This is a genomic window from Xenorhabdus innexi, assembly GCF_002632485.1.
Taxonomy (GTDB): Bacteria; Pseudomonadota; Gammaproteobacteria; order Enterobacterales; family Enterobacteriaceae; genus Xenorhabdus; species Xenorhabdus innexi.
In genome coordinates, this window is the sequence record NZ_NIBU01000022.1 from 32896 (window position 1) to 58826 (window position 25931).

19 protein-coding genes are annotated in these 25931 nt (G+C 40.9%); 12 read left to right on the plus strand and 7 right to left on the minus strand.

Going from position 1 to position 25931, the window contains the following annotated elements:
- Positions 1-216: 216 nt before the first annotated feature.
- The gene (locus Xinn_RS10715) at positions 217-2370 is read left to right on the plus strand and encodes a carbon starvation CstA family protein (RefSeq protein ID WP_086955358.1); all 2154 of its coding nucleotides are present in this window, start codon (positions 217-219) and stop codon (positions 2368-2370) included.
- A gap of 257 nt (positions 2371-2627) precedes the next feature.
- Complete coding sequence (locus Xinn_RS10720; RefSeq protein ID WP_047678653.1) at positions 2628-2831, plus strand: YbdD/YjiX family protein; 204 nt, start codon at positions 2628-2630, stop codon at positions 2829-2831.
- Positions 2832-2929: 98 nt separating this feature from the next.
- Here Xinn_RS10720 and Xinn_RS10725 read toward each other — a convergent pair whose 3' ends face one another.
- Positions 2930-4183: an FAD-dependent oxidoreductase gene (locus Xinn_RS10725; RefSeq protein ID WP_086955359.1), complete on the minus strand. Its 1254-nt coding sequence runs from the start codon at positions 4181-4183 to the stop codon at positions 2930-2932.
- Positions 4184-4286: 103 nt separating this feature from the next.
- Entirely contained in the window at positions 4287-6044 is a 1758-nt protein-coding gene (locus Xinn_RS10730; RefSeq protein WP_211286011.1) for a flavin monoamine oxidase family protein, read from the minus strand.
- A 197-nt stretch (positions 6045-6241) separates the two neighbouring features.
- On the opposite strand from Xinn_RS10730, the gene yjiA reads away from it, so the two are divergent.
- Positions 6242-7195: a GTPase gene (gene yjiA, locus Xinn_RS10735; protein ID WP_086955360.1), complete on the plus strand. Its 954-nt coding sequence runs from the start codon at positions 6242-6244 to the stop codon at positions 7193-7195.
- A gap of 524 nt (positions 7196-7719) precedes the next feature.
- On the opposite strand, the gene Xinn_RS10740 is transcribed toward yjiA, so the two are convergent.
- Positions 7720-8283, minus strand: a complete 564-nt coding sequence (locus Xinn_RS10740; RefSeq protein WP_086955361.1) for a tyrosine-type DNA invertase — start codon at positions 8281-8283, stop codon at positions 7720-7722.
- Positions 8284-9196: 913 nt separating this feature from the next.
- Positions 9197-10522: an SLC5/6 family protein gene (locus tag Xinn_RS10745; RefSeq protein ID WP_086955362.1), complete on the minus strand. Its 1326-nt coding sequence runs from the start codon at positions 10520-10522 to the stop codon at positions 9197-9199.
- Positions 10523-11616: 1094 nt separating this feature from the next.
- Here Xinn_RS10745 and Xinn_RS10750 point away from each other — a divergent pair.
- From Xinn_RS10750 to Xinn_RS10760, 3 genes are read left to right on the plus strand one after another with little or no spacing between them, the layout of a single operon-like run.
- Complete coding sequence (locus Xinn_RS10750; protein ID WP_086955363.1) at positions 11617-12288, plus strand: CsgG/HfaB family protein; 672 nt, start codon at positions 11617-11619, stop codon at positions 12286-12288.
- A 34-nt stretch (positions 12289-12322) separates the two neighbouring features.
- A complete protein-coding gene (locus tag Xinn_RS10755; protein ID WP_086955364.1) occupies positions 12323-12679 on the plus strand; it encodes a DUF4810 domain-containing protein in 357 nt (118 codons plus the stop codon).
- On the plus strand, positions 12679-13347 hold the full coding sequence (locus Xinn_RS10760) for a DUF799 domain-containing protein (protein ID WP_086955365.1): 669 nt from the start codon (positions 12679-12681) through the stop codon (positions 13345-13347). The genes Xinn_RS10755 and Xinn_RS10760 overlap by 1 nt, the downstream gene beginning before the upstream one ends.
- 99 nt (positions 13348-13446) lie before the next feature.
- On the opposite strand, the gene Xinn_RS10765 is transcribed toward Xinn_RS10760, so the two are convergent.
- Positions 13447-14787 carry an MATE family efflux transporter gene (locus Xinn_RS10765; RefSeq protein WP_086955366.1) on the minus strand — a complete coding sequence of 447 codons (1341 nt, stop codon included), beginning with the start codon at positions 14785-14787 and terminating at the stop codon, positions 13447-13449.
- A gap of 499 nt (positions 14788-15286) precedes the next feature.
- Between Xinn_RS10765 and Xinn_RS10770 the strand changes: the two genes are divergently transcribed.
- From Xinn_RS10770 to Xinn_RS10780, 3 genes are all read left to right on the plus strand, one after another.
- On the plus strand, positions 15287-16633 hold the full coding sequence (locus Xinn_RS10770) for an NCS2 family permease (protein ID WP_086955367.1): 1347 nt from the start codon (positions 15287-15289) through the stop codon (positions 16631-16633).
- A 270-nt stretch (positions 16634-16903) separates the two neighbouring features.
- Positions 16904-18553 carry a Na+/H+ antiporter gene (locus Xinn_RS10775; protein ID WP_099137651.1) on the plus strand — a complete coding sequence of 550 codons (1650 nt, stop codon included), beginning with the start codon at positions 16904-16906 and terminating at the stop codon, positions 18551-18553.
- A 2-nt stretch (positions 18554-18555) separates the two neighbouring features.
- Positions 18556-19455, plus strand: coding sequence for a carboxylate/amino acid/amine transporter (locus Xinn_RS10780; protein ID WP_086955368.1), 900 nt, complete (start codon positions 18556-18558; stop codon positions 19453-19455).
- Here the strand turns inward: Xinn_RS10780 and metR are convergent.
- The gene (gene metR, locus Xinn_RS10785; protein WP_143706538.1) at positions 19340-20296 is read right to left on the minus strand and encodes an HTH-type transcriptional regulator MetR; all 957 of its coding nucleotides are present in this window, start codon (positions 20294-20296) and stop codon (positions 19340-19342) included. The genes Xinn_RS10780 and metR overlap by 116 nt on opposite strands.
- Positions 20297-20404: 108 nt before the next feature.
- Between metR and metE the strand changes: the two genes are divergently transcribed.
- Positions 20405-22684 (plus strand): 5-methyltetrahydropteroyltriglutamate--homocysteine S-methyltransferase, encoded by a 2280-nt coding sequence (gene metE / locus Xinn_RS10790; RefSeq protein WP_086955369.1) that lies wholly within the window; start codon positions 20405-20407, stop codon positions 22682-22684.
- 57 nt (positions 22685-22741) lie between these two features.
- Here metE and Xinn_RS10795 read toward each other — a convergent pair whose 3' ends face one another.
- Positions 22742-23134, minus strand: coding sequence for a YidB family protein (locus Xinn_RS10795; protein ID WP_086955370.1), 393 nt, complete (start codon positions 23132-23134; stop codon positions 22742-22744).
- Between the two features lie 385 nt (positions 23135-23519).
- On the opposite strand from Xinn_RS10795, the gene ltnD reads away from it, so the two are divergent.
- Together ltnD and otnK are read left to right on the plus strand one after the other, a co-directional pair.
- Positions 23520-24428, plus strand: a complete 909-nt coding sequence (gene ltnD, locus Xinn_RS10800; RefSeq protein ID WP_086955371.1) for an L-threonate dehydrogenase — start codon at positions 23520-23522, stop codon at positions 24426-24428.
- A complete protein-coding gene (gene otnK / locus Xinn_RS10805; RefSeq protein WP_086955372.1) occupies positions 24425-25717 on the plus strand; it encodes a 3-oxo-tetronate kinase in 1293 nt (430 codons plus the stop codon). Before ltnD ends, otnK begins: the two co-directional genes overlap by 4 nt.
- Positions 25718-25931 lie beyond the last annotated feature (214 nt).

Here is a 25931-nt window from a genome sequence, read left to right on the forward strand (position 1 = left end):
ACGTCATTGTAAAACCACTGATGGAAGGATTCTGACCGCTTAATGTGTTATTCCACCGTTGGCGCAGATCCTTCCCATCCTGCCGGAGGAAGTTTCGTATCATAGTACAGTGTGGCGAGTAGTATCACTTCCTGCGGTGGTCAGATAACTGGCTTATAGAAGAGGAAGAAATGAAAGAGTAACTTGCTGTTCGTCTTACCTTAAAAAGGGTGCTTTATGAACAATAATAAATTTTTAAGACATATCCCCTGGATGATATTGGGGATAATTGGGGCATTTTGCCTCGGGGTTGTTGCACTACGTCGGGGAGAACATGTTAGTGCGTTATGGATAATTGTTGCTTCGGTGGCAGTTTATCTGGTCGCTTATCGCTATTACAGTCTTTATATCGCCACTAAGGTGATGAAGCTGGATGCGACACGGGCAACACCGGCGGTTGTTAATAATGATGGCCTCAATTATGTTCCGACCAACAAAAATGTCCTGTTTGGTCACCATTTTGCGGCTATTGCCGGAGCGGGGCCGTTAGTCGGGCCAGTGCTGGCGGCACAGGTTGGTTATTTGCCGGGAACGTTGTGGCTACTGGCAGGGGTTGTTCTTGCCGGTGCTGTACAGGATTTTATGGTGCTGTTTATCTCTTCCCGCCGTAATGGTGCTTCACTGGGAGAGATCGTTAAAGAAGAAATGGGGCGTGTTCCGGGAACAATTGCCCTGTTCGGCTGCTTCCTGATCATGATTATCATTCTGGCAGTATTGGCACTGATTGTCGTGAAAGCGCTGGCAGAAAGTCCGTGGGGCGTCTTTACCGTTTGTTCTACCGTGCCGATTGCCCTGTTCATGGGGATTTACATGCGGTATATCCGCCCGGGACGCGTGGGGGAAGTTTCCGTTATTGGTATCCTGATGCTGATTGCCGCGATTTGGTTTGGGGGTGTTGTTGCCGCTGACTCTTATTGGGGGCCTGCTTTAACTTTTAAAGATACCACCATTACTTACGCATTGATTGGCTATGCCTTTATTTCTGCATTACTACCGGTCTGGCTGATTCTGGCACCTCGTGATTATCTGGCAACGTTCCTGAAAATAGGTGTGATTGTGGGTCTGGCGATTGGCATTGTGATCCTCAATCCTGATCTGAAAATGCCGGATGTAACACAATATATTGATGGTTCAGGGCCAGTCTGGAAAGGGACATTATTCCCATTCCTGTTTATCACGATTGCCTGTGGTGCGGTATCTGGTTTCCATGCTCTGATTTCTTCCGGTACGACACCTAAATTGCTGGCAAACGAAAAGGATGCCCGTTTCATTGGTTATGGTGCAATGCTGATGGAATCATTTGTTGCGATTATGGCCTTAGTTGCAGCATCCATCATCGAGCCGGGGCTTTATTTTGCTATGAATACACCACCGGCGGCACTGGGGATTACCATGCCGGATCTGCATAATCTGGGAACATCTGAGGCTCCGGCGATTATGGTAGCGTTGCAGGATGTTACCACTCAGGCAGCAGCCACGGTCAGTTCATGGGGATTTGTGATTTCACCTGACCAAATTCTGCAAACAGCAAAAGACATTGGTGAACCTTCGGTTCTGAATCGTGCAGGTGGCGCACCAACGCTGGCGGTGGGTATTGCGCACGTATTCCATCAGATCATTCCGGCCGCAGATATGGGGTTCTGGTATCACTTTGGTATTTTGTTTGAAGCTCTGTTTATTCTGACTGCTCTGGATGCGGGAACACGTTCCGGTCGTTTTATGTTGCAGGATCTACTGGGGAATTTTGTTCCATTCCTGAAAAAAACGGATTCTCTGATTGCCGGTATCATTGGTACAGCGGGCTGTGTGGGAATGTGGGGCTACCTGTTGTATCAAGGTGTTGTCGATCCGCTGGGTGGTGTTAAGAGCCTGTGGCCATTGTTTGGTATCTCAAACCAGATGTTGGCCGCTGTAGCGCTGGTATTGGGTACTGTTGTACTGATTAAGATGAAACGTACCAAGTACATTTGGGTAACGGTTGTACCTGCTATCTGGCTGTTGATTTGTACTACGTGGGCATTGGGGCTGAAGTTATTCAGCGATAATCCCAAACTGGAAGGTTTCTTTTTTCTGGCGAACGAATACAAGCGACGTATTGCTGAAGGCGGAACAGACCTGACCGCACAGCAGATCAGCAATATGAACCATATTGTTGTGAACAACTATACCAACGCTGGTTTAAGTATTTTGTTCCTTGTTGTCGTCTATAGCATCATTATTTATGGGATTAAGACGGCGATAAAAGCGAATAAAAACCCGCAGCGTACAGATAAAGAAACGCCTTATGTTCCTGTTCCGGAAGGCGGAGTAAAAGTTTCTTCTACGCACTGATGTAGTATCTAAGCCATAGAGTGGCTTTGGTTATCACAAGACCCCACATAATAGGCTTTGTATTATGTGGGGTCTTTCTTTAAGGTATATACACTTCGTCTTTCAAGTTGCCTCTTTGTTGGCTACGTTCGTTCACCCCGGCCACATAGTTATCTATGCTCTCGGGATTTACTCTCTTGCCGCCGCGACGCATCTTGAAATCCATTGTGTATAGCATCAAGGAAATCCACTTTTGAGAACAGTTATGGGAGAGTGTTATGTTTGGTAATCTTGGCCGTGCCGGAAAATATTTAGGGCAGGCAGCCCGTATGTTGGTGGGAGTACCTGACTATGATACTTATGTGCAGCATATGAAGGATAATCATCCTGACCAACCTTATATGACTTATGAGGAGTTCTTCCGCGAACGCCAGAACGCACGTTATGGCGGCGATGGCAAAGGGGGAATGCGTTGCTGCTAATCAGTGTAGCCGGTGGTACAAGCCTGAAGCTCCTCACAATCTTATCTACAGCAAAAAGTGTTGATTGTGCCTCAGGCTAAGTGAGATAAAACTGGCTGTTAAATGGGCTGAATGATATTTTTTCTATTTATCCTGAATGGATAGATATTAAAAGAAGCGCTTCCGTTTAATGCAAGGTCGGCGCAAGCTTGCCCGAATAGTGGCGCAAATTTAAATGCCCAGCCACCTAATGATAAAATAATATTTTGATATTGATCGTACTGCTTCGGTATAAAATCCAATACAGCGGTATTATCAGGTAAATCGGCATGTAATGCTCTTGCCATATCAATGGGTGTTATATCAACACCTCTCATATGGTTGATGGCAAAATCTCTGGTTATATCAATATCTAATTCTTTTGGTGCGAAACACCTTTCTTCTACATCATAAAATTTATGTGAAGCCCAATCTACCGCCAGACGGATAAAACCTTTTCGTGCAAAGTCATAACTAGGAAAACCATAGAATAGATTACTGTAACCATTTTTAGGGTTTTCAAACTGGAAAAACATCGGATAGTTTTTTTCCGGGATTTCTCCTGTCAGTTTATAATATGAAAAACACATATCCCAAATGATATAGTTTATTTTTATTCCTACTGACTGAGGTAATATTCTATTGGTGAAAGCATTAGAGGTAATAACTATTTTGTCAGATTGATAGCTTCCGTTGTTTGTTATAATTGAAACACCGTTGTGATGACTGGTTATTTTACTGACTTCTGTTTTCTCAGCAACAGTGACATGATCAGTTTCTTTTAAATATTGACCAAGTTTCCTGATAATATGCTTAACATCTATAGTGGCATTATCAGGGCTATATAACCCCATATAGTTTTCTGGCAGATTTTTGAAAGGATATTTACTTTCCAGCTCTTTTTTGGAGATGATATCATATTTTTTATTGAGCTTTTTCAATACTTTTATTGGCCCGAATAGCGTACCCTGTGGTGTATCACCTGTTGATATACCAAAATTGAGTAATCCATTCATATGTATGAATTTAGAAGCCAGCTCTTTTTCTAAATCATGATAAAGTCCGCCAGATTTGAAAGATAATTCAGCATGTTCAAGATCATCATAAATTGTTCTCCACATTCTGACATGACCTGCTGAGCTTGAATCTTGAGTTCCCAGTGTATTTCTTTCTATCAGTAGAATATTTTTACCCGTTTTAGCCGCATAATATGCGGTGCATAAGCCAATAATTCCTCCTCCTACTATACAGATATCATATTTTTTATTATTAATGTGTTTACTTTCATCTTGTGTTAATAATGATTCCGGTTTCATCACGTTATGTCGATTCATCTATATTCTCCAATTTTATTTATTGTTAAAATTTAATTATTATTAACCATAAAACCAGACACAGATTGCACGCCAAATAATATAAATGATATTTTGTGAGATATTATCTCCCTAAATAATATTCTTTATCTAACCACTCAGGCCAATTAAGGCGAAATTTTTCTTGTAATAATCTTTCCGTGACACAAAATGCGCCTTCAGTCCAGCCCTGATCCCCAGAATAGGCTTCTCCGATAATATGCACTGATTCATTTTTTATTGGGTGCCTCATAAAAGGCATGACTTCTTCAACGGATACACCGACTTTCCATGCGTGATATCCGCCTCCATATGGTTCCTGAGACCAGTCCTGAATTCTGGCAATATAAGGAGGAGGGATATCAATACCATGTAACTCTTTAACCTGATTCATTGCCTCCTCAACCAGGTGTTTAGATACGGGTTCACCGGGTAAAGGAAATTCTTTCAATTTTTCTTTTGATATTATATTGGTTCCATAAGGTTCATAGATGGAATCTTTATCTTTTATTTCCATCAGAGCTTTCCAGAATGTCACAGTACGCATGTCGTTATAGCTTGATAGAAATAAGGAATGTGAATTGTGATCGTCTGTGCCGAAATAGTAACATTGGCGAATCGCTAAATCAGTAATTGATGCACCGGATTTGGCCTTAAACTGTTTTTTCCACCATGGATACTCAAATCCCATTAATAATTTTAACGATGGTTCAGAGATCACACTATTAATATTTCTGTGTAATTTTGGTTGTGAATGTTTATCAAAGAAGAAGTTGTGTTGATCCAGAAGCTTAAGGGATTTCCTTGGCATCGCCAGAATAATAGTATCAGTATGTACAGTCCAGTAAGTCTGGCTGCTTTCATTCCTGAATGTTAAGGAATAACGACGCTTTCCACTATCATTATGTTTAAATGTTATTAAGGTATTTTTTAACCATAGCTTAGCACCATTCTGATTTGTATAGCCTTTGGCTAAAGCATAGGCTAACTGGTCATATCCATTGCTAATAGTTCGGTACTCTATACCCTCTTGTGTAAAATCACCCACCATATAAGACATTGATTCAGCGGCATTCCAGTTAATGGTATTGGAATAATACCCTCCGGCATCAGATAAAAAGTTATACCCTTCTTGTCCAACTTGATCTTTAATTAAATTCCAGAATCCAATATCTTTAACTTTCATTCTGTCATAGGGGCTTCCTTTTTTAATATACGTAATGTTCTTTTTAATCACATCCCATTGACGGAGACTGATTTTAAATCTGTAATCATATTTACTTATTTTTTCAATAAGATTACCGTAGTTTTTATTAAACCACGGGTCTGAAACCAAGACATCATATATTATTTTATTAAATAATTGTGAGGCACTATACCCTTTATCTTCATCATTAAGGAAATAACGAGTTTTGAATTTCTTATTCTGTTTTTGCATTTCAGACCATATGTCAGCTCTGAAACGTTGACCTCGTAAATAGAAAAAGTTGTTTTCTGAATCACTTTCTGGAAAGAGTCCATAATCTAATTTAAAAACATCTTCAATCAATGAAGTAGTAATTTTTTGTGATGACAAATAACGCATTCCTCCTAACTCCCCAATAATATCCATTCCGGGTAAGTTCACGGAGAGCAATCTTCCTCCGATAATATTATTTAAATCAAAAATATGCACACTTGCAGGGGAACGGGAATTGTCAGAATAATGGCCACTTAACAGACGATATCCTGTATATAAACCAGATACGCCAGAACCAACAATAGCAATATCAATTGATAGATCTTCCTGAGTACCAATACTATAAGGAATTTGATCCATCTCAATTCTTTTGTTTTTTTTCATGAGACATCTCCATTAATATAAATAGTATTCTGCTGGAGTTATTTTTTAATACAAAGTTGAGAAAGGATATTCATATGGTATTCTTTTTTAAATATTGAGGTAACTGGATTAATCTGATTGTTTAAATCGTGTATTATTGTAGGTATCAGATGAAATCTCTTTTAAAGTAAACAATTTTTATAGTAAAGCAGGAAAAAATGAAACCTATATCAGTAACGATCCTCACAGGATTTTTAGGATCAGGAAAAACAACATTATTACAGCATATTCTCAATGCTGAACATGGTTACAAAATTGCTGTCATAGAGAATGAATTTGGTGAAGTTCCTATTGATAATGAACTAATCGGGGACAGGGCAACACAAATTAAAACACTAAGCAATGGTTGTATTTGTTGTAGCCGCTCGAACGAGTTGGAAGATACTTTACTTGATTTATTAGATGGTATCGATAACGGGCAGTTTGTGTTTGATCGCCTGATTATTGAGTGTACAGGAATGGCTGATCCCGGCCCAATCACGCAGACTTTTTTTTCTCACGAGGTTTTGTGTCAGCGTTTTTTATTGGATGGTATTATCACACTGGTGGATGCGGTTCACGCAGAACAGCAGCTTGATGGTTTTTCCATTGCACAATCACAGGTGGGATATGCTGATAGGCTTTTGTTGACGAAAACGGATGTTGCCCCAGAGAATGACGCATTAATCGAGCGATTGCAGAGGATGAATGCCAAAGCGCCTATCCATAAGATCGTACATGGTAAAGCAGATTTAGCACTATTGTTCGATCTGGAAGGTTTCATGCTTAATGATAGGCTGACTGTTTCAAAGCCTGTTTTTCGCTTTATTCCTCAACAGCAAAATAGTGTCCAGTCGATAGTTATCACCCTGAACCATTCAGTTGAATTAACTGAAATTTCAAATCTGATGGAAGAATTGTTACTGAGTTTTGCTGATAATTTACTGCGTTATAAAGGAATTATTGCTATTCAGGGAGAACCACGCAGATTGTTGTTCCAAGGGGTACAGCGTTTATACAGTGCCGATTGGGATCGTGAATGGGGGAGTGATGAACAGCGTCACAGTGTGCTGGTTTTTATTGGAATAGACTTGCCGGAACAGAAAATCAGGGAAAAATTTGCACAATTATAGTTATACTCAATGGATTTCAAGTTGTATTACGGCGGCAAGGGAATGAATCCCCAGGAGCATAGATAACAGGGTCCCTGCTTATATGAACTTGAAAAATGAAGGGAAGATTCCCTTCATTTTTCAAGCGGCCTCTTTACTGATGAAATCAATTCATTGTAGTGAGATGCCTGGCAATACACTTTGCTATATCCACCTTTCAGATTGCAGTATTGCTGGTTTCAACCTGAAATCCATTGAGTATATTAGGTAGAGGTAGGCATTTTCTGTATGTATTTAAATAGAGTTTTATATTATAAATTCTAACCTGGAGTTTAAGTTTTATAAAAAAATAAAGCAGTAATTTAACAAACACAAAACAATAAAGACAAATATTATTCATAAATCAGATTTATCATACGTCAAAGATCATATTTGTATTATGATTAATTTGCCTATTTTGTTTACCTGCAATCTCCACAGAGAGTGTAGTGGAGATTGTCGCAATAACAGGTCATGTTAGTAAAAACGGGAAAACAGATGAAAATTCACTTAGAGTGTGTCTCCCAAATATTAGAGAAACGTTTTACATTACTGGCCGTGTAAATCACCGTATGTGAAATATTACGGTGTCCTAGATAATCCTGAATTAAACGTGTATCACGGCCAAGGTCGGCAAGTGCATAACCACAGGCATGTCTTAACATATGAGGGTGAGGGGAAACACTGACTGCAGCCTGTTTGCCGTAACGTTTGAGTAATCCGTAAACTTGTTGGCGTGAAACCGCTCCCGATTTTTGGGAGAGGAAAACCCACGGAGAATCGGCTTCCCGCCATTTTTGGCGTACATCCAGCCATTTTTTTAGTGCTTCAATCTCTTCCGGGATCAGCGGATGTGTTGTTGACAGGCCGCCTTTTAATCGTCTGATATGTATAATAGCTGAATTTAAATCGAGGTCGGATAAACATAAATTACATAGCTCACTGACCCTAAACCCATGAATAAAACACATCAATAACATGCAATAATCACGTTCTGCATGACGTCCTTGTTTTGTTTCTGCCAAAATTGCATCTATTTCATATCGGGTTAAAAATTTACGTTGCTTCATGAAATTATCATTCCTATTACATCAGATAGATTAGCTATAAATAACGGGGATATTTAAACTAATCGAATACAACAAGCTATCAGCGCTTTTTAGCATGATTGGATAAATACCAGATTAATATAATTAGAAAACAGACAGTGAAAAAATTTGCTGCTTCTATTTATCTTTTTTTAATAAAAATATTTATTGAGAAAGTGTAAGTATTTGTTATGTAACCCTCGCGAATAGAATGGGCTAATTATAAAGATAATTCTACTAAGAATGTTGTTTGGTTAAATTTTGCAACTAAACATTTTTCTGAGTTTTATTTTTAGTTTTTTATTCTTATATTGTTCCTTTATGGTGTAATGGTTTCGTCTTTTTACTGCATTTAGTGAAAAAAGTAAATGATTTATCTAATTGGATCAAAATATGCACTTATTTTGTGTGCTAAATATCTTCAAAAAGACTTCATATGTTATTTTATAGATTAAAATATTATGTTTTCTGAATATGCAATATTTTATTTCAATATTTAATATTTAATGATGATAGTAGATATGTTAATGCCAATAACAGAAGGATGAACGGGTATTAAATGATCAACAGGTGTATGATTGGTAATTATTGCTTATGGTTATTATTTTATGAGTTACTATTTCTATGGTTATTAAATTAGCCTCTCTTATTTTTATTGAGGCCGGAAGGAGTGTTAAATATATATGAATTATGATTAATTAAAAATGCCTCTATTATGGCAATAATCTTCGGAAGAAGGGCGTCGTATATTTATAAAAATGATGTCAGAGATAAATGAACAGAGATAAAAAGTGATAATTTTGAATATGAGAGATAAAGACCTCCCGTATCGGAAGGCCGTTAGTTGTAAGACTTTGATGGAATGGTAAAGCAGCCAGAGGCTGTGTTTATCACATCAGGAAAAAGCCAGAAAAGGAGAAATACACAGCAAGACCCCGGTGAAAATAATCAGAATTAATGATACGCCTTTATAGTGATGAAGGCTGGGAACTTTGTAAACCAGATAGGCAGGAATAAGGCAGCCGACGATCCCGAATATTGGGCTACAGATAGAAGTGAAACTTAAAACCGGTGCATTCAGGATAATAGCTCCCCATGCCAGTAAAATAGCGAATATCATAATTCCCTTCTGCACCCATTTTTCATTAATTTTTGCAGCAGGCAATAATCGTCCGAGAAGATTCATGGCTATTCCCTGACTGGCTTCGCGGAAGCCGAGGTAAACTCCGAAAAAAGCGGTCATGACAGCAAAAACATTGAGCATAACACTGACAACAATAACCCAGCCGCCGGGGAAGAATTGGGCGGCAATTGCAAGTGCGGAAATGTTCTGCTCATAAGCTTTAACTGCTTCATCGTGTCCCAACGCCAACGTGAAAGAGACGGCATAGAAAAATACCGTACAAAACAGGACGGAAAAGGCAATGTTCATCGCCCGCAGTGCTTTATAACGGGCAACTTCACGGTTGTTTTCATGATTTCGGTAAGAAATAACCATCGGGCTGAGTGTCTGAATAAACAGAATGGAAGTCAGTGTGAAAGGTAGTGTGATAATAGCCTTTTTTATCAACATGGAAACAGGGGGGAGCGCGCCGATATTGTACAGATGCCACATACCGATCATGGAAAGACCCAATGCAGCGACAACAACTAATTTTACTGTAACCATCAGGCTGGAAATTTTAAATAGTAATTGCTCACTACGGGAAGAAATCATGACCAAAATACAGATTAAGACCAACCCGTAAAAAGGGTTTTCGGAAAGTAAGTCATCGGTCACGCCGAAGGTTTGCAGGTATGAAGCACTATCGTTGGTAATTGCGGTGGAGTAAACAAAAATCCAAATTACCAGCATAATAAAGTAGAGTACACCTAATAACACCCCCCAATTTTTACCGAGATAGCCTCCGATTATGCTGGGATAATCTTTGCATTCAGGTGATTCGGCAAGTGTATTAATGAACAGTCGCTGAAAAAGATACATAGCAGGATAGCCGATGATTGAAGAAAGCAGGAAAACCCACAACCCCATCAGACCAACCTGAACAGGAAGGAAAACAATACCTGCACCTATCGCCATGCCGATACTCATGATCACCCAACCCATGTCGGTGCCATTAAACTTTATGGCTTGTTTCCATTCGGTTTCCGTCATATTTGCGCGTTTTGCCGCCGGAGAAATATGAGACATGGCCTGATTACTTTTTGTTACTGTTTTCATAATAGTTCCCGCTTACATTTTTGGTGTTTTAGCAAGGGGTTAACTAAGAACAGAGAGATGTACCATATAAACACCAAAAAATTGTTTGCTCAGAAAATGAATTGTTGTGTGTTGATATTAAAGAATTTCATGAAGAAAATGTTTTCCGAAAGACTCTGAGTTAATACGATTTTTGAAAGAGTCATTTTTGTGTATAAATGAGAGCGGTTCATCATTTTCTTCTTATATCAGTGAGTTGTAATTGATTGTAATATTGAATATTTAAACAGCTATAGAGAAGGAGATACGATTTATCACATTCAAGTTTACTCAAGAACATCCCGTTAGTATTAAATCCTTTTTATTGATTTCATTATGATATAATTTAGAGTGCTGATCTAGTTTTTTTCTTGTGAACGATAAGGCTTGGATGAAAATCCACCTATTTTATGGGGGAATTGTATTTATTCATCTTTATACTTTATTTGAGTTTAATCAACTTATGGTCAGAAATTAGTATGAAGTTAACGTATGAAATAAAAAATAATGAATAGAACACTATAAAGTATTATTGAATTATTAATTCAACTTATTCACATTTTTTATCATCTTAAGATAGCGAATGTATTTATTTTGTTTTTTCCACTTTTGTAGCGAGTAGATTATATTTTTAGATTAGGATTAGCATTTTTTCTTTCATGACTAAACGCAACGTTTATTGTATATAGTGCAGCCGGATGGGCTTTGTATATGATGAGCCGGTAATGGTGGCAGGGCGTTTTTATCAAGTATTACTTAAATTATAGCTTATATGACTATTCTTATTTTCAGGAGAGTATTTTAAAATAATATTCCGCAATATGTGATATTGGCATAATGATATATTAATATTTAATATCTTCAGTTTTATTTAACTATGCTGCTTAAACATAATCGATAATATCATGTTTTATTTCATAGACTTTTTTTATCATAAAATCTATTATTTGATCGTTTTATCTTGGTCATATCTGCCTGTATATACCCAATTTTGTTTAAATAGAAACCAGCAAGATAATGGAAGGGTATAACTGATCTGACAGGCTTTTAATCAAAAAATTCGCAGGAAGATAATAATGAAAAGTAAACTTACCGTAGCGTCTCTTTGTCTGGCTTCACTCATGCTGGCCGGATGTGCAACGGAATCATCATCAACACTTCAGGTTCAAAAAGTTTCTTCATATAACACGACCTACAAAGGTATTCGCAGCCCTATCGCAATAGGTAAGTTTGAAAACCGTTCAAGCTACCAGAATGGTATTTTCTCTGATGGTATTGATCGTTTGGGGAATCAGTCAAAAACGATTCTGGTGACACACTTGCAGCAAACCGGTCGTTTTAATGTGCTGGAGCGCACGAATATGGCTGAATTAAAAGCAGAAGCCGGATTGCAGGGTAAAGCACAGAAGCTGAAAGGGGCAAATTATGTTATTACTGGTGCGGTTACTGAATTTGGTCGTAAAGAAGTAGGCGATCACCAGCTATGGGGGATTTTAGGCCGTGGTAAATCACAGATCGCTTATGCAAAAGTGATGGTGAATGTGGTGAATGTGGAAACTTCCGAAGTTGTTTTCTCTTCAGCAGGCGCAGGGGAATATAAATTGTCCAGCCGTGAAATTATCGGTTTTGGCGGCGCTTCCGGGTACGATTCCACTCTGAACGGCAAGGTTCTGGATTTGGCAATTCGTGAAGCGGTTAATGATCTTGTGTCAGGTGTTGAAAATGGCGCTTGGAAGCCAACTAACTAATTAATAATAAATATTATATAGGAAAGATTATTTAATGTTTTTGATGAAAAAGACGGGGATGTTACTGGGAACATTATTATTGGTTGGATGTGTACAGGCACCTAAAACCATTTATGAATGGGGGGATTATCAGTCAGCGCTTTACCAGTATTACCAACAGGATAAAACCGGGCCACAGGAGCAGATACAGGCTCTGCAAAAAGTGATTGAACAGGCAAGAGCCAAAGATAAACCTGTTCCTCCCGGCCTGCATGCACAAATGGGGTTACTGTACAGCAAAACAGGCAATATTGAGGATGCCTTTCAGCAGTTTGAAATAGAGAAGAAGTTATTTCCAGAATCTTCACCTTATATGGATTTTTTGCTGAGTAAAAATAAGGGAGTGAAATAATGAACCGTATTTTAGGCGTGATTGGTGCTTTATGTTTGCTGATGCTGACCGGATGTGTCAAACAGACACCCTATGATTATTCTGCCTTGAGGGGAAGTGATCCAAAATCAATTCTGGTTTTGCCCGCTGTGAATAAGTCTGTAGATGTGAAAGCTGCGGGTAGTGTGATTTCTCAGGTGACTTATCCATTGGCAGAATCAGGGTATTATGTTTTTCCTGTTGCGGTAGTAGAAGAAACCTTCCGCCAGAATGGGGTGGCTGATGCTCAGGATATTCAAAATATCAGCTATAAGAAGCTGTATGATATTTTTGGTGCAGATGCCGCGCTTTATCTGGATATCACACAATACGGTACACAATATCAGATCATCAGTAGTGATACTCGTGTGACTGCCACAGCTCGTCTGGTTGATTTGCGTACAGGTGAAAAAATCTGGGGGGGTATAGCAACAGCATCCAGCGCAGAAAATCGTAACAATGGCGGTGGTGGAATTATTGGCATGTTAGTGTCTGCGGCTATTGAGCAAATTGTTAATACGGTAGCTGATCGAGGGCACGATATTGCAGGTATTACCAGCAACCGCCTGTTAAGTGCCGGGCAATATTGGAATGGCCACCTGCTGTATGGGCCACGTTCAGAATTTTATCGTAAAGAAAAAACAGAATAATTATTTCTGTCATCTTGCAGATTGCCTGATTATAAAAATGCCGCAGTGATTAATTGCGGCATTTTTTTACGTTTATTTTTTTCGAACTTGTTAACCTGATTAAACATCCAATCGCTTAGTTTGCCATTTTTTGGATTTCCAGCGCCATGCATTCACCAGACCGCGTACCCATTCATCACAGAAAAAGCCAATCCAGATCCCCAGAATACCCATTCCCATGGTAATTCCCAGAAAATAGCCAACAGGAATAGAAATACCCCACATAAAAATTATTGCAGTATAAAGTGGGAATCTGGCATCGCCTGAAGCCCGCAGTGCGTTAACCATGACGATATTAAAAGTACGCCCCGGTTCCAGAAATACAGATAACAGGAAAAGTGGCAGCAAAAGCTCAATGATTTTTTGGTCTTCTGTCATCAGGCCGAGAAGTGGCTGCCGGAAAGCCCAGAAAGATAAAACTACACCAATCGTGACAATAACACCGATTTTCAGGCTTTTTATGCCACGGATATAGGCATCTTCAAAACGTTTCGCCCCGACAAGGTGACCAACCATTATTTCGTTACCAATACTGGTGGAAATCCCAAAAAGCATAATGAATAAGGATAACTGGAAATACAGCGTCTGCGCTGCCAGAGATGTTTCGCCCATCAAGCCGATAAACGCTTGTGCAGTCATATACTGCAATATCCATACGAGGTTCTCACCGGCAGCAGGCAAGCCGATATGCAGGATTTTACCAAGCATATTCTTTGACCAGCACACGAGTAATTTTGGTACCAGTTTTATTTTCAGGCCATAAAATAACAACCCGCACAGGAGAATGACGGCAACGGTACGGCCGAATACCGTAGACCATGCTACGCCTTCCAGCCCATATTTAGGTAGCCCGAAGAACCCGTACAAAACAATCATATTGCCGACAATGGTCAGCAGATTGGCAACCAGAGTGACATACATGGCCGATTTTGATTTGCCATATACCCGCAGACAAGCCGCCAGAATAATTGAAATGGCTTCCGGTATCAGGCAGATACCTAATATATGCAGATAAGCGAACCCATCATCCATCAGGTTTTCTGGCAGATTCATGATATGCAGGATCTTGTAGCCGAAGAAAACCGTCACTAAGGCGCAGGCAAAACCCAATACAAAATTAAAGGCGATAGAAATGTGAATCGCCTGACTGGCTTTATCCCGTTTTCCTGAACCGAGGTATTGCGCAATTACAACACTGCAACCAACGCTGATGAAATTGAAGATAGTAATGAATAGATCAAAAACGTGGTTCCCGACACCCATCGCGGCCAGATAAGCCGAAGAAATATGGCTGACCATATAGGTATTGATTAACAGCGTCGCCATATGAAGAAAAATATCAATGAAGATCGGCCAGCTCAGGGAAAAAAGCGAGCGATCCGCAACATCAGATTGATGCATTATAAAAAACCTATTGTTTGAATTGAAATGAGTGGTCTTTTTGTGGTGTGACTATACACTTCGTCTTTCAAGCTGCCTCTTTGCTGGCTACGCTCGCTCACCCCAGTCACATCGTTATCTATGCTCCTGGGGATTTACTCCCTTGCTGCCGCGAGCATTTTGAAATCCATTGGGTATACTCAAAAAAACAGCCGCAATCTTACTTGGTTTATTGGTTGATTGATAGGCAAGACACACCATTTTCTGATAGATAAGCGGCGATAAAATTTATTACTATGACTTGATTATTATCCCCGATTCACTGGATAATCTTCTGCCTCAAATTATCTCACCATTTTTTTGTCTCATAAGCCAAACGATTGCGTATGGAAAGTGGCTGAATTGATAGATCCAGCATTTTTCGTGTTATCAGAGAACGTAATCGTTTTCGTCGGGAAGAGAGGCAATAAATGATGAGAAAAATAATGATTGATATTTAACATACTGGCAGGGGATAAACATGTCTGGCATGCAGGCACCAACTCAATCCAAACTCGATAAGTATTTTAAGATAACTGAACGTGGAAGCTCGGTACGTCAGGAGGTTCTTGCGGGGTTAACAACATTTCTGGCCATGGTTTATTCCGTGATTGTTGTACCGGGTATGCTTGGACAAGCAGGATTCCCTCATACCGCCGTATTTATTTCAGTATGTCTTGTGACCGGTATTGGTTCATTGCTGATGGGGTTATGGGTTAATCTGCCGATGGCGATTGGTTGTGCCATCTCACTAACAGCTTTCACGGCTTTTAGTCTGGTATTAGGGCAGCAGGTTAGTATCCCTGTCGCATTGGGTGCTGTTTTTCTGATGGGATGTTTGTTTACTTTTATTTCTGTTAGTGGCATCCGGGCCTGGTTATTACGTAATATTCCAATGGGAATTGCACATGGAGCAGGAATTGGTATCGGTTTATTTTTGCTGCTGATTGCAGCAAATGGTGTCGGTCTGGTGATTAAAAATCCGAATGAAGGGTTACCGGTTGCTTTTGGTTCATTGACCGCTTTTCCAGTCTTTATGACTTTGCTTGGTCTGGCTGCGATTATCGGTCTGGAGAAGAAAAAAGTACCCGGTGGAATTTTGCTGGTTATTATCGCTATTTCAATCATTGGCCTGATTTTCGATCCCACTGTGAAATATCAGGGGTTTTTTAAATTACCAACATTAGGAGAAGACGGGCTTTCTCTGATGTTCAGTATGGATATCATGGGCGCTTTACAGCCTGTTGTACTGCCAAGTCTTCTTGCGCTGCTGATGACAGCCGTATTTGATGCTACAGGCACTATCAGAGCCGTAGCCGGACAGGCTAATCTGTTGGATAAACGTGGACAGATTATCAATGGTAGCAGGGCATTAACTGCCGATTCTGTCAGCAGTATTTTTGCCGGTGCAATCGGCTCTTCGCCTGCTGGCGTTTATATTGAATCTGCCGCAGGAACCGCAGTAGGCGGAAAAACAGGGTTGACTGCCGCAATTGTCGGTATTCTGTTTCTGCTGATCTTATTTCTTTCTCCATTGTCATATCTGGTTCCGGCTTATGCTACTGCACCAGCTTTAATGTATGTCGGTCTGTTGATGCTGAGTAATGTGAGAAAGCTGAATTTTGATGATTCTGTTGATGCTGTATCAGGGCTGCTGTGCGCGGTATTTATCGTTCTGACCTGTAATATCGTGACAGGAATTATGTTGGGTTTCAGTACGTTAGTTATCGGTCGTTTTTTTGCTGGTGAATGGCGTAAGCTGAATATTAGTACGGTAGTCATTGCCACCGTACTGGTGGTATTCTATGCCAGTAGTTGGGCTATTTGACCAGCACGATCCTGAAAATGATGCGCAGGTGGTTAAGTCCTGCGCATTTATTCCCTGCCAGATAATTTTTAAAACCTGTCAAATTTTCGACAAAACTCCTAAGATAAGTATAAAATAAGAAAATGGCTTGCGGGTCATTGATTCACAATGTGATTGTTTTTTGATTTTCCAGAATAACTTCAATTTATGTGGTTATTAGCGCTGTTATTAAAAGGGAAAAACAGTCACAATCTCTTCACCGACGGATTTTTGGCAATTTGTAAGGGTAACATGGAAATATTCTTTACTATCTTGATCTTGATTTTGGTGGTGTCAGTTTCTGGTGTTCTTACTAAAGTGATCCCGTTCCGTGTCCCTTTGCCGATAGTGCAAATAGCAATGGGGGCGTTGCTGGCCTGGCCTCATTTTGGTTTACACGTTACTTTCGACCCTGAATTATTCCTCGTTTTACTTATCCCTCCTTTGTTATTTGTTGATGGCTGGAAAACACCGACCAGAGAATTTTTTCACCATGGGCGTGAAATCGTTATTCTGGTTTTAGTACTGGTTTTAGTCACAGTTGTTGGTATCGGTTATTTGATTTATTGGTTAATGCCGAGTATTCCGCTTATTGCGGCTTTTGCTCTGGCTGCCGTGTTGTCACCAACCGATGCCGTTGCTTTATCCTCGATTGTAGGGAAAGGTCGCATCCCTAAAAATATGATGAGTGTGCTGGAAGGTGAAGCGTTGATGAACGATGCTTCGGGTCTGGTTGCTCTGAAGTTTGCCGTGGCAATTGCCATGGGAACAATGGCATTTACAGTAACCGGCGCAACATTCGAATTCTTTAAAGTTGCGATTGGTGGTCTGGCATCGGGTGTTGCTGTCACTTGGTTGTACAGTAAATCACTGCGACTGATGAGCCGCTGGAGTGGGGATGATCCTGCTACTCAAATCATGTTTATGATGCTGTTGCCATTTGCGTCTTACATGATTGCTGAACATATCGGTGTTTCCGGCATTCTGGCTGCTGTTGCGGCGGGTATGACTATCAGTACGGCTGGTGTGATCCGCAATGCACCTCTGGATATGCGTTTGCGCGCTGATAATGTCTGGGGAATGCTGGCGTTCGTGTTCAACGGGCTGGTGTTCATCATGCTGGGGTTACAGTTACCGGGGATTTGGGAAACGTCTGTTGCTCAGGCCGATCTCGACCCGCATGTAGAAACCTGGATGTTGTTCGCTGCGGTAGGTATCATTTATGGCGCTCTGTTATTGCTGCGGTTCTGCTGGTTATGGTTGATGAAGAATATCAGCAGGATCATGATGAAGAAAAAACCTCTGGAATTCGCAACCTACACGACACGTGAATTATGGCTGGCTTCATTTGCAGGTGTCCGCGGTGCCATTACTCTGGCTGGTGCACTGTCCGTCCCGCTTTTCCTGCCGGATGGTGATCCGTTCCCTGCCCGTTATCAGTTGATCTTTATTTCCGCAGGGGTGATCCTGTTCTCACTGTTTGTTGGTGTTATTGCTTTGCCACTCTTGCTGAGAGGCATGAAAGTGGGAGATAAACAGGCTGATCTTGATGAAATCAGAATGGCAAAAGCAGCAATGGCTGAAGTTGCGATTGTCAGTATGAATAAAATGGAAGAGCGCCTGTCTGCCAGCACAGAAGAAAAACTGGATGCCGAAGTGATTAGTGAAGTCGCTTCCCGGGTTACCGGCTACTTACGGCGTCGTACTGCGGGGACAGATGAGGGCGAACACAACTTGCAGATTGAAGAGTTGGAGCGCCGTTTCCGTCTGACTGCGTTACGGGCTGAAAGAGGGGAGCTGTACCACTTGCGCGCAACCCGTAAAGTCAGTAACGAAACATTACAGACACTTTTGCATGACCTTGATCTGCTTGAAGCATTACTAGTGGATAAATCCCAATAAATATGTGGCTATTAACGATCACAACACTTTTGTGGGCCGCTTCATTCAGCCTGATCGGAGCTTATCTTGCCGGTCAGGTTGATAGTTGGTTTTCCGTACTGGTCAGAGTCGTGCTGGCTGCTTTGGTATTCCTGCCATTCCTGCGCTGGCGCGGGTTATCACTGAAAGTGATTTCGCTATATATGGCAGTGGGTGCTTGCCAGCTGGGTGTGATGTACCTGTTTGTATTTCATGCGTACCACTATCTGACAGTGGCAGAGTTTTTGCTGTTTACGGTCATGACACCTCTGTATGTCACACTGATATACGATTTACTGAAGCGTCAGCGGTTGCGTTGGGGTTATGCACTCAGTTCACTGCTGGCTGTTGCTGGAGCGGCGATTATCCGTTATGACCGGCTGAGTGAATCTTTTTGGATAGGTTTGATTCTGGTGCAATTGGCAAATATTTCCTTTGCTATTGGTCAGGTTGGTTATAAGCGTTTGATGGAAACGAACCCGCTTCCACAGAGAGTGGCAATTTCATGGTTCTATTTAGGTGCCTGTGTTGTTGCAATTATCGGCTGGTTAGTTTTTGGTAATCCACAGAAGCTACCGACAACCCAATTACAATGGGGGGTTCTGATCTGGTTAGGTGCAGGCGCCTCGGGTATTGGTTACTTTATGTGGAACTATGGCGTAACTCAGGTTGATACCGGAACACTGGCAATTATGAATAATATGCTGGTTCCGGCTGGTTTACTGGTTAACTTTGTAATCTGGCAGCAGCATCCTGATTGGCTGAACTTCACCATTGGAGGCAGCTTGATTGTTGCATCGCTTTGGGTGCATCACCGCTGGATACTGAAACCCGCTTTACAAACGGCAGGTTATCCACCGCGTGCTGGCGCGAAGAACGAATAAATGTATCAATAGCCGGTTGGTGTTGCTCTCCTTTACGGCAGGCAGCGTACAACCGGCTCCATAAACCCTCTCCCAACGTCTGTGTGACAACTAAACCCTGCCTTTCAAATGTTTCCACAGCCCAGTGAGGTAATGCTGCAATACCTAAGCGAGCTGCCACCATTTGGATGAGTAACAGAGTGTTATCAACGGTTTTCAGGGTTGGAGTAACTTCGGCAGGCTGGAGAAAGCGTCTCCAAATATCAAAACGTTGCCGTTGAACAGGATAAATCAGTAATGTTTCCGGCGCGAGATCCTGTGGCTGAATATCCCGCTGATTAGCTAATGGATGATCCGGTGCTACCACTAACTTTACTTCATAATCAAACAACGGCGTATAGTGGAAATTACTGTCGGGAATAATATCGGATGTCAGTACAATATCCAGCTCCTTTTGTTGCAGTGCCGGTTGTGGATCAAACGTTACCCCTGATTTGAAATCCACATTCACCAGAGGCCAGCTTTCCCGGAAAAGCTTTAATGCTGGCGTGAGCCATTGAATACAGCTGTGACATTCAATCGCAATGCGCAGATTAGTTTCCTCCGGCTCATTGCACTCGCTCAGGGATGCTTTGATCATAGGTAACACCTGCTCAGCCAGCTTCAGCAGAACTTCTCCCTGATGTGTGAGTTGCAGCGGCTGACTTTTACGAATGAAAAGTTTGTATCCCAGACGGTGTTCTAATTCACTGAACTGATGTGAAAGAGCAGATTGAGTCTGATGTAAATGATTCGCCGCTGCTGCTAATGAGCCACAGAGGTTTAATGCTTGCAATGTTTTTAAGTGTTTAATCTCGATCATGAAAAACCTTCAGGTTGATGATGAATAATTTGCGCTTGAGGTTTATACATTACCTGTTGATTATAGAAGTGTAAACATCTAGACGGCTAAAATTTGCAGGGTGACGACATGACAGTTTTAAATCATACATTGGGTTTTCCACGTATCGGATTGAAAAGAGAGCTAAAAAAAGCACAAGAAAGCTATTGGGCAGGTAAAATTTCTCAACAAGAATTGCTGGAAACAGGCCGTGAATTACGTGCACGTCACTGGCAGCAGCAAAAAGAAGCAGGAGTAGATTTAATTCCTGTTGGTGATTTCGCTTGGTATGACCAGGTATTGACAACCAGCCTGCTGTTGGGGAACGTTCCTCCCCGCCATCAAAATGAAGATGGAAATATTGATTTAGATACCTTATTCCGCATTGCTCGTGGTCGGGCACCGACAGGTACTCCGGCTGCCGCATCAGAAATGACGAAGTGGTTCAATACGAATTACCATTATATTGTCCCAGAGTTTCAGGAAGGGCAGGAATTCAAACTGGGATGGACTCAATTGCTGGATGAAGTCGATGAAGCACTGGCATTGGGATATAACGTCAAACCTGTTTTACTGGGGCCGGTTACTTACTTATGGCTTGGAAAAGTCAAAGGCAAAGCTTTTGAACGCCTCTCTTTGCTGGCGGACATCCTGCCGGTATATCAACAGGTACTGAGTGAACTGGCAAAACGTGGCATTGAATGGGTACAGATAGACGAACCAGCGTTAGTACTGGAACTGCCAGAAGAGTGGCTGGCTGCATTCCCGACTGCTTATCAGGCAATTCAGGGGCAGGTTAAGTTACTGCTGACAACTTACTTTGATAGCATTAGTCATAATCTGGCGACCATCAAATCATTGCCGGTACAGGGTCTGCATGTTGATTTAGTTGCAGGGCAGGATTCACTGGATGAACTGCATAAATCGTTACCTGAAACACTTCTGCTTTCGTTGGGAGTGGTAAACGGGCGTAATGTCTGGCGAGCAGATTTGAGTGCAAAATATGATCTTGTTACGCCGTTACTCGGTAAACGGGATATTTGGATCGGGACTTCCTGCTCATTATTACACAGCCCGATTGATCTAAATGATGAAACGGGATTGGACGAAGAAGTTAAGAGTTGGTTTGCCTTTGCATTACAAAAATGTGCGGAACTTTCTCTGTTATCTCAGGCATTGAATGCTCCGCAAGGCAGCAAACAGTCTGAACTGGACCATTACAGTGCGCCAATTCGTGCCCGCCGCAGCTCTGTGAGAGTGAATAATCCGGCTGTAGCAGAACGTCTTAACAAGATTCAGGCGCAGGATAGCGAACGTAATCAAATTTATTCGGAACGTGCCAGACTTCAGCGTCAACGTTATAAACTTCCTTTGTGGCCGACAACAACGATAGGCTCTTTCCCCCAGACAACAGAGATTCGCGGCTTACGTCTGGATTTCAAGAAAGGCCGTGTTGATGGCAATCATTATCGCACTAATATCAGTGAACATATTAAACAGGCGATCACTGAGCAGGAGCGACTGGGGTTAGATGTGCTGGTGCATGGTGAAGCCGAACGTAATGACATGGTGGAATATTTCGGTGAACATTTTGACGGCTACGTCTTTACCCAAAACGGTTGGGTACAGAGTTATGGTTCCCGCTGTGTTAAACCACCGGTCATTATCGGAGATATCAGCCGTCCGCAAGCCATCACCGTCGATTGGGCAACTTATGCACAATCCCTGACCGATAAGCCAGTAAAAGGCATGTTAACCGGGCCGGTAACCATTCTTTGCTGGTCATTCCCGAGGGAAGATATCAGCCGGGAAACTATTGCCAAACAGATTGCGCTGGCTCTGCGTGATGAAGTGGATGATTTGCAGAAGGCTGGTATTGGCATTATCCAGATTGATGAACCAGCACTGCGCGAAGGTTTGCCGCTGCGCCGGGAAGAGTGGCAGGCATATCTGGACTGGGCAGTAGATGCCTTTAAGCTCAGTGCAGCCATTGCGGAAGACGATACCCAGATTCATACCCATATGTGTTATTGCGAGTTCAATGACATCATGCCTTCCATTGCAGCACTGGATGCGGATGTTATCACCATTGAAACTTCTCGCTCAGATATGGAATTGTTGGATTCGTTTGAAGACTTCTCATATCCGAATGAGATCGGGCCGGGGGTGTATGACATTCACTCACCGAATGTGCCGAGTGTTGAATGGATTGAAGCCTTATTGCGTAAAGCTGCTGAACGTATCCCTGTTGAACGTTTATGGGTTAACCCCGACTGTGGTTTGAAAACGAGAGGTTGGGTAGAAACCCGCCAGTCATTGGCAAATATGGTTGAAGCAGCAAAACGTCTGCGTGATTCAGTGAATAACTAAGGTTTCAACCAGCCCGCCTCAGGATCAGAAAAAGATAATTGAGGCGGGCTAATTAATTTATTTGGTCAGTAACTTATCTTTCAATAAATTCATCGCTACTGATTTCAGATCGAGATTTTCAGGGACTTCACCATTTGGTGTGGCCTTATCGATCAGATTAGGCAAATGTTGTGAAATGAGTGATGAAGCTTCATTGGGGTCGATACCCATTTTCTCTGCTAATTTCTGGATGGTGGAAGAGCCAAAAACAGAAGAAACCTGATCGGCATGAATCGCCGTATTTTCTCCTGTACCAATCCACGAATGAATTGTGTCGTTCAATCCTTGTTGGGAAAATTTTTCAACAACTCCACTTATTCCTCCCTGACCTTCAACCCAGTCCATTATATGCTGGATTTGTTGGCTTTTATCCCGACTCAGCATATTTGAAATCTGATCAAAAAAGCTCATCGTAATTCCCCCTTTTTGAGGTATTACCAACTCACTCAATATAAAACACTAATATTTGTGCTTTAACAGGAATGAATAAGTGTAAATGCTATAAAGAAAAGGATAATTCAATATTTAATTATAAAATAGCACAGTATTTTTAAGCTGGTTTATTTTAGAAAAATGGAATACTTCTTCATTGAGTATTTTTACTTATGTGAGTCACAACGTTGTGTTAAATAGTATTTTCAATATCATGAAAATAAAATTATTAAATTCAATTAATTAGTTAATTACCATCTTATGATAGACGCATCTTTAATGTGACATCAGTCGTTTTTTTGTGAAATTATCTATGTGAAGATCAGAAAGGTAACAAAGGTATCAAAAAACACCAGGGAACCTCATGAAAAATTTAATACAAAAAATAGGGGTAATAGGACTGGGTGCGATGGGTATGGGGATCGCGCAGTCTTTAATAAGAGCAGGTATTTCAACCTATGGATTTGATATAAATAATAAAGCCTGCGAAAAATTAAAAAAAATAGGAGCAATAGAGGTAGCTAATAGTCCAGCAAGGAGTGTATCAGAACTGGATGCTCTTTTGTTCGTTGTGGTTAACGGTGCACAAGTCGAAAATATTTTGTTTGGTGGAGAAAATCCACTAGTCAAACAGCTTAAAGCTGGGGCTTGTATTGTTATACATAGCACTATTTCTGCCGAGCAGGCACAAAATTTTGCTATTCGTTTACAGGAGTATCATATCAATATGCTTGATGCTCCAATCTCAGGAGGGGCACTTAAAGCTGAACAGGGGAAATTAACTGTTATGGTCTCTGGTTCTTCTGAGTTGTTTGAAAAAATGAAACCAATTTTTGATGTTACCTCAGAGCGTCTATATTACATTGGTAATAAAATTGGTCAGGGTTCAACGGTTAAAATGATCCATCAATTATTGGCAGGAGTACATATTGCTGTTGCGGCAGAAAGTATGGCTCTTGCCGCTAAGGCAGGAATTTCATTGGACTTAATGTACGATATTGTAACGCATGCAGCGGGAAATTCATGGATGTTTGAAAACCGCATTCCTCACATTTTGTCTGGAGATTATACACCTAAATCTTCTGTAGATATTTTTGTTAAAGATTTGGGTATTGTACTTGAAGCCGGTAAGACGATGAAATTTCCGCTGCCAATGGCTGCAACAGCACATCAGATGTTTCTAGCAGCCAGTAATGAAGGGTTTGGTCAGTGGGATGATAGTGCTGTTATCAAGACATTTAAAGGAATAACTTTACCAGAGAAAAAATCATGACTATTAAGTTGGGAGTCATTGCTGATGATTTCACTGGAGCAACTGATATCGCCAGTCTTATGGTACAAAATGGCTGGCAGGTTGCTTTATTATTGAGTATTCCTGATGACAGCACATTTATCCCACATGATGTAGATGCCATTATTATTAGTTTAAAGAGTCGTTCATGCCCTGTTGATGAATCCATTGAGCAATCCCTTAAAGCTTGTAGATGGCTGAGGCAAAAAGCTAATTGCTCAAGATTGTTTTTTAAGTATTGTTCTACTTTTGATTCCACAATAAAAGGAAATATTGGTCCAGTTACAGATGTTTTAATGGATGAGCTTCAAATAGATCTTTGTTTGATTTGTCCGGCACTACCTATTAATGGGCGGACAGTAGTTTACGGTTATTTATTTGTTAATGGACAATTATTAAACGAAAGTGACATGCAATATCATCCAATTAATCCCATGAAAGATTCTAATCTATTACGCTTAATGGAGCAGCAATCAAGAGGTACTGCGGGATTAGTTGATATAAATTGTGTTCGTCAGGGAGAGTTATCTATTCGGGATCGTCTGTGTCAATTACGTTGTAAAGGTATTCGCTACGCCGTGGTAGATACTTTGCTTATGGATGATTTATTACTCGTTGCACAAGCTGCTCATGATATGACATTAATCACTGGTGGTTCAGGGTTAGGAGGGGCAATTGCTCGCTACTGTTCGGGAGGAAATTCAGAAAAAACATCAATAAAAAAGCTCCCATTGCCCCGAAATAGAAGGATGGTTATTCTTTCAGGAAGTTGTTCTGTCATGACATATCGCCAAGTCTTGGAGTACAAAAAAATAGCGTCCACAATGGAGTTAGATATAGATAAATGCATTAATAATCCTGATTATATCCATCTTTTGGTTGATTGGATTATTCAGCAGCCAATGAAAGGTTTGGCTCCTATGTTGTATACGACACGGCCGCCAGGAGTATTAAAATTAACTCATAATCAGTATGAATCTTTTCAAGTCAGTAAAATAATTGAACAACTTTTTGCGCAAATTGCTAACGAGCTGAGGCAGAAAGATTTCAATACTTTTATCATCACGGGGGGAGAAACCTCAGGTAAGGTAGTGCAAAGCTTAGGAATTAATCAGGTGGGAATTGGTGCAATTATTGCGCATGGAGTCCCTTGGGTATATGACTTGCAAAGTGATTGTTGGTTAGCATTGAAGTCCGGTAATTTTGGTGAGGTTGACTTTTTTCATTATGCTCAGGAAATATTTCATGAATTAGGAAGTAATAACGAATAATATGAGGTAGTACAAAAAGTACGAGACAGCTTCGATGAATACAAAATGGAAATTTTATTTATTGAAGGTATATATTCAGTGTGTATTTTAAAATCTATTTTTGGATTGAGTATAACTTGGATTCGACTAATAAGTGCAATTTCTAAGAAAGGCGGTCAGTTGCTATAGTAGGCATCTTTCTCGCCAAAGGAAAATGCACTATGACCTATACACA

Coding starts and splice junctions, on each gene's coding strand:
- Xinn_RS10770 (WP_086955367.1), top strand. CDS start 15,287: ATGTCTGGCATGCAGGCACCAACTCAATCCAAACTCGATAAGTATTTT.
- Xinn_RS10750 (WP_086955363.1), top strand. CDS start 11,617: ATGAAAAGTAAACTTACCGTAGCGTCTCTTTGTCTGGCTTCACTCATG.
- Xinn_RS10740 (WP_086955361.1), bottom strand. CDS start 8,283: ATGAAGCAACGTAAATTTTTAACCCGATATGAAATAGATGCAATTTTG.
- Xinn_RS10755 (WP_086955364.1), top strand. CDS start 12,323: ATGTTTTTGATGAAAAAGACGGGGATGTTACTGGGAACATTATTATTG.
- yjiA (WP_086955360.1), top strand. CDS start 6,242: ATGAAACCTATATCAGTAACGATCCTCACAGGATTTTTAGGATCAGGA.
- Xinn_RS10730 (WP_211286011.1), bottom strand. CDS start 6,044: ATGAAAAAAAACAAAAGAATTGAGATGGATCAAATTCCTTATAGTATT.
- Xinn_RS10725 (WP_086955359.1), bottom strand. CDS start 4,183: ATGAATCGACATAACGTGATGAAACCGGAATCATTATTAACACAAGAT.
- ltnD (WP_086955371.1), top strand. CDS start 23,520: ATGAAAAATTTAATACAAAAAATAGGGGTAATAGGACTGGGTGCGATG.
- Xinn_RS10795 (WP_086955370.1), bottom strand. CDS start 23,134: ATGAGCTTTTTTGATCAGATTTCAAATATGCTGAGTCGGGATAAAAGC.
- otnK (WP_086955372.1), top strand. CDS start 24,425: ATGACTATTAAGTTGGGAGTCATTGCTGATGATTTCACTGGAGCAACT.
- Xinn_RS10715 (WP_086955358.1), top strand. CDS start 217: ATGAACAATAATAAATTTTTAAGACATATCCCCTGGATGATATTGGGG.
- Xinn_RS10745 (WP_086955362.1), bottom strand. CDS start 10,522: ATGAAAACAGTAACAAAAAGTAATCAGGCCATGTCTCATATTTCTCCG.
- Xinn_RS10720 (WP_047678653.1), top strand. CDS start 2,628: ATGTTTGGTAATCTTGGCCGTGCCGGAAAATATTTAGGGCAGGCAGCC.
- Xinn_RS10775 (WP_099137651.1), top strand. CDS start 16,904: ATGGAAATATTCTTTACTATCTTGATCTTGATTTTGGTGGTGTCAGTT.
- metR (WP_143706538.1), bottom strand. CDS start 20,296: ATGATCGAGATTAAACACTTAAAAACATTGCAAGCATTAAACCTCTGT.
- Xinn_RS10765 (WP_086955366.1), bottom strand. CDS start 14,787: ATGCATCAATCTGATGTTGCGGATCGCTCGCTTTTTTCCCTGAGCTGG.
- metE (WP_086955369.1), top strand. CDS start 20,405: ATGACAGTTTTAAATCATACATTGGGTTTTCCACGTATCGGATTGAAA.
- Xinn_RS10780 (WP_086955368.1), top strand. CDS start 18,556: ATGTGGCTATTAACGATCACAACACTTTTGTGGGCCGCTTCATTCAGC.
- Xinn_RS10760 (WP_086955365.1), top strand. CDS start 12,679: ATGAACCGTATTTTAGGCGTGATTGGTGCTTTATGTTTGCTGATGCTG.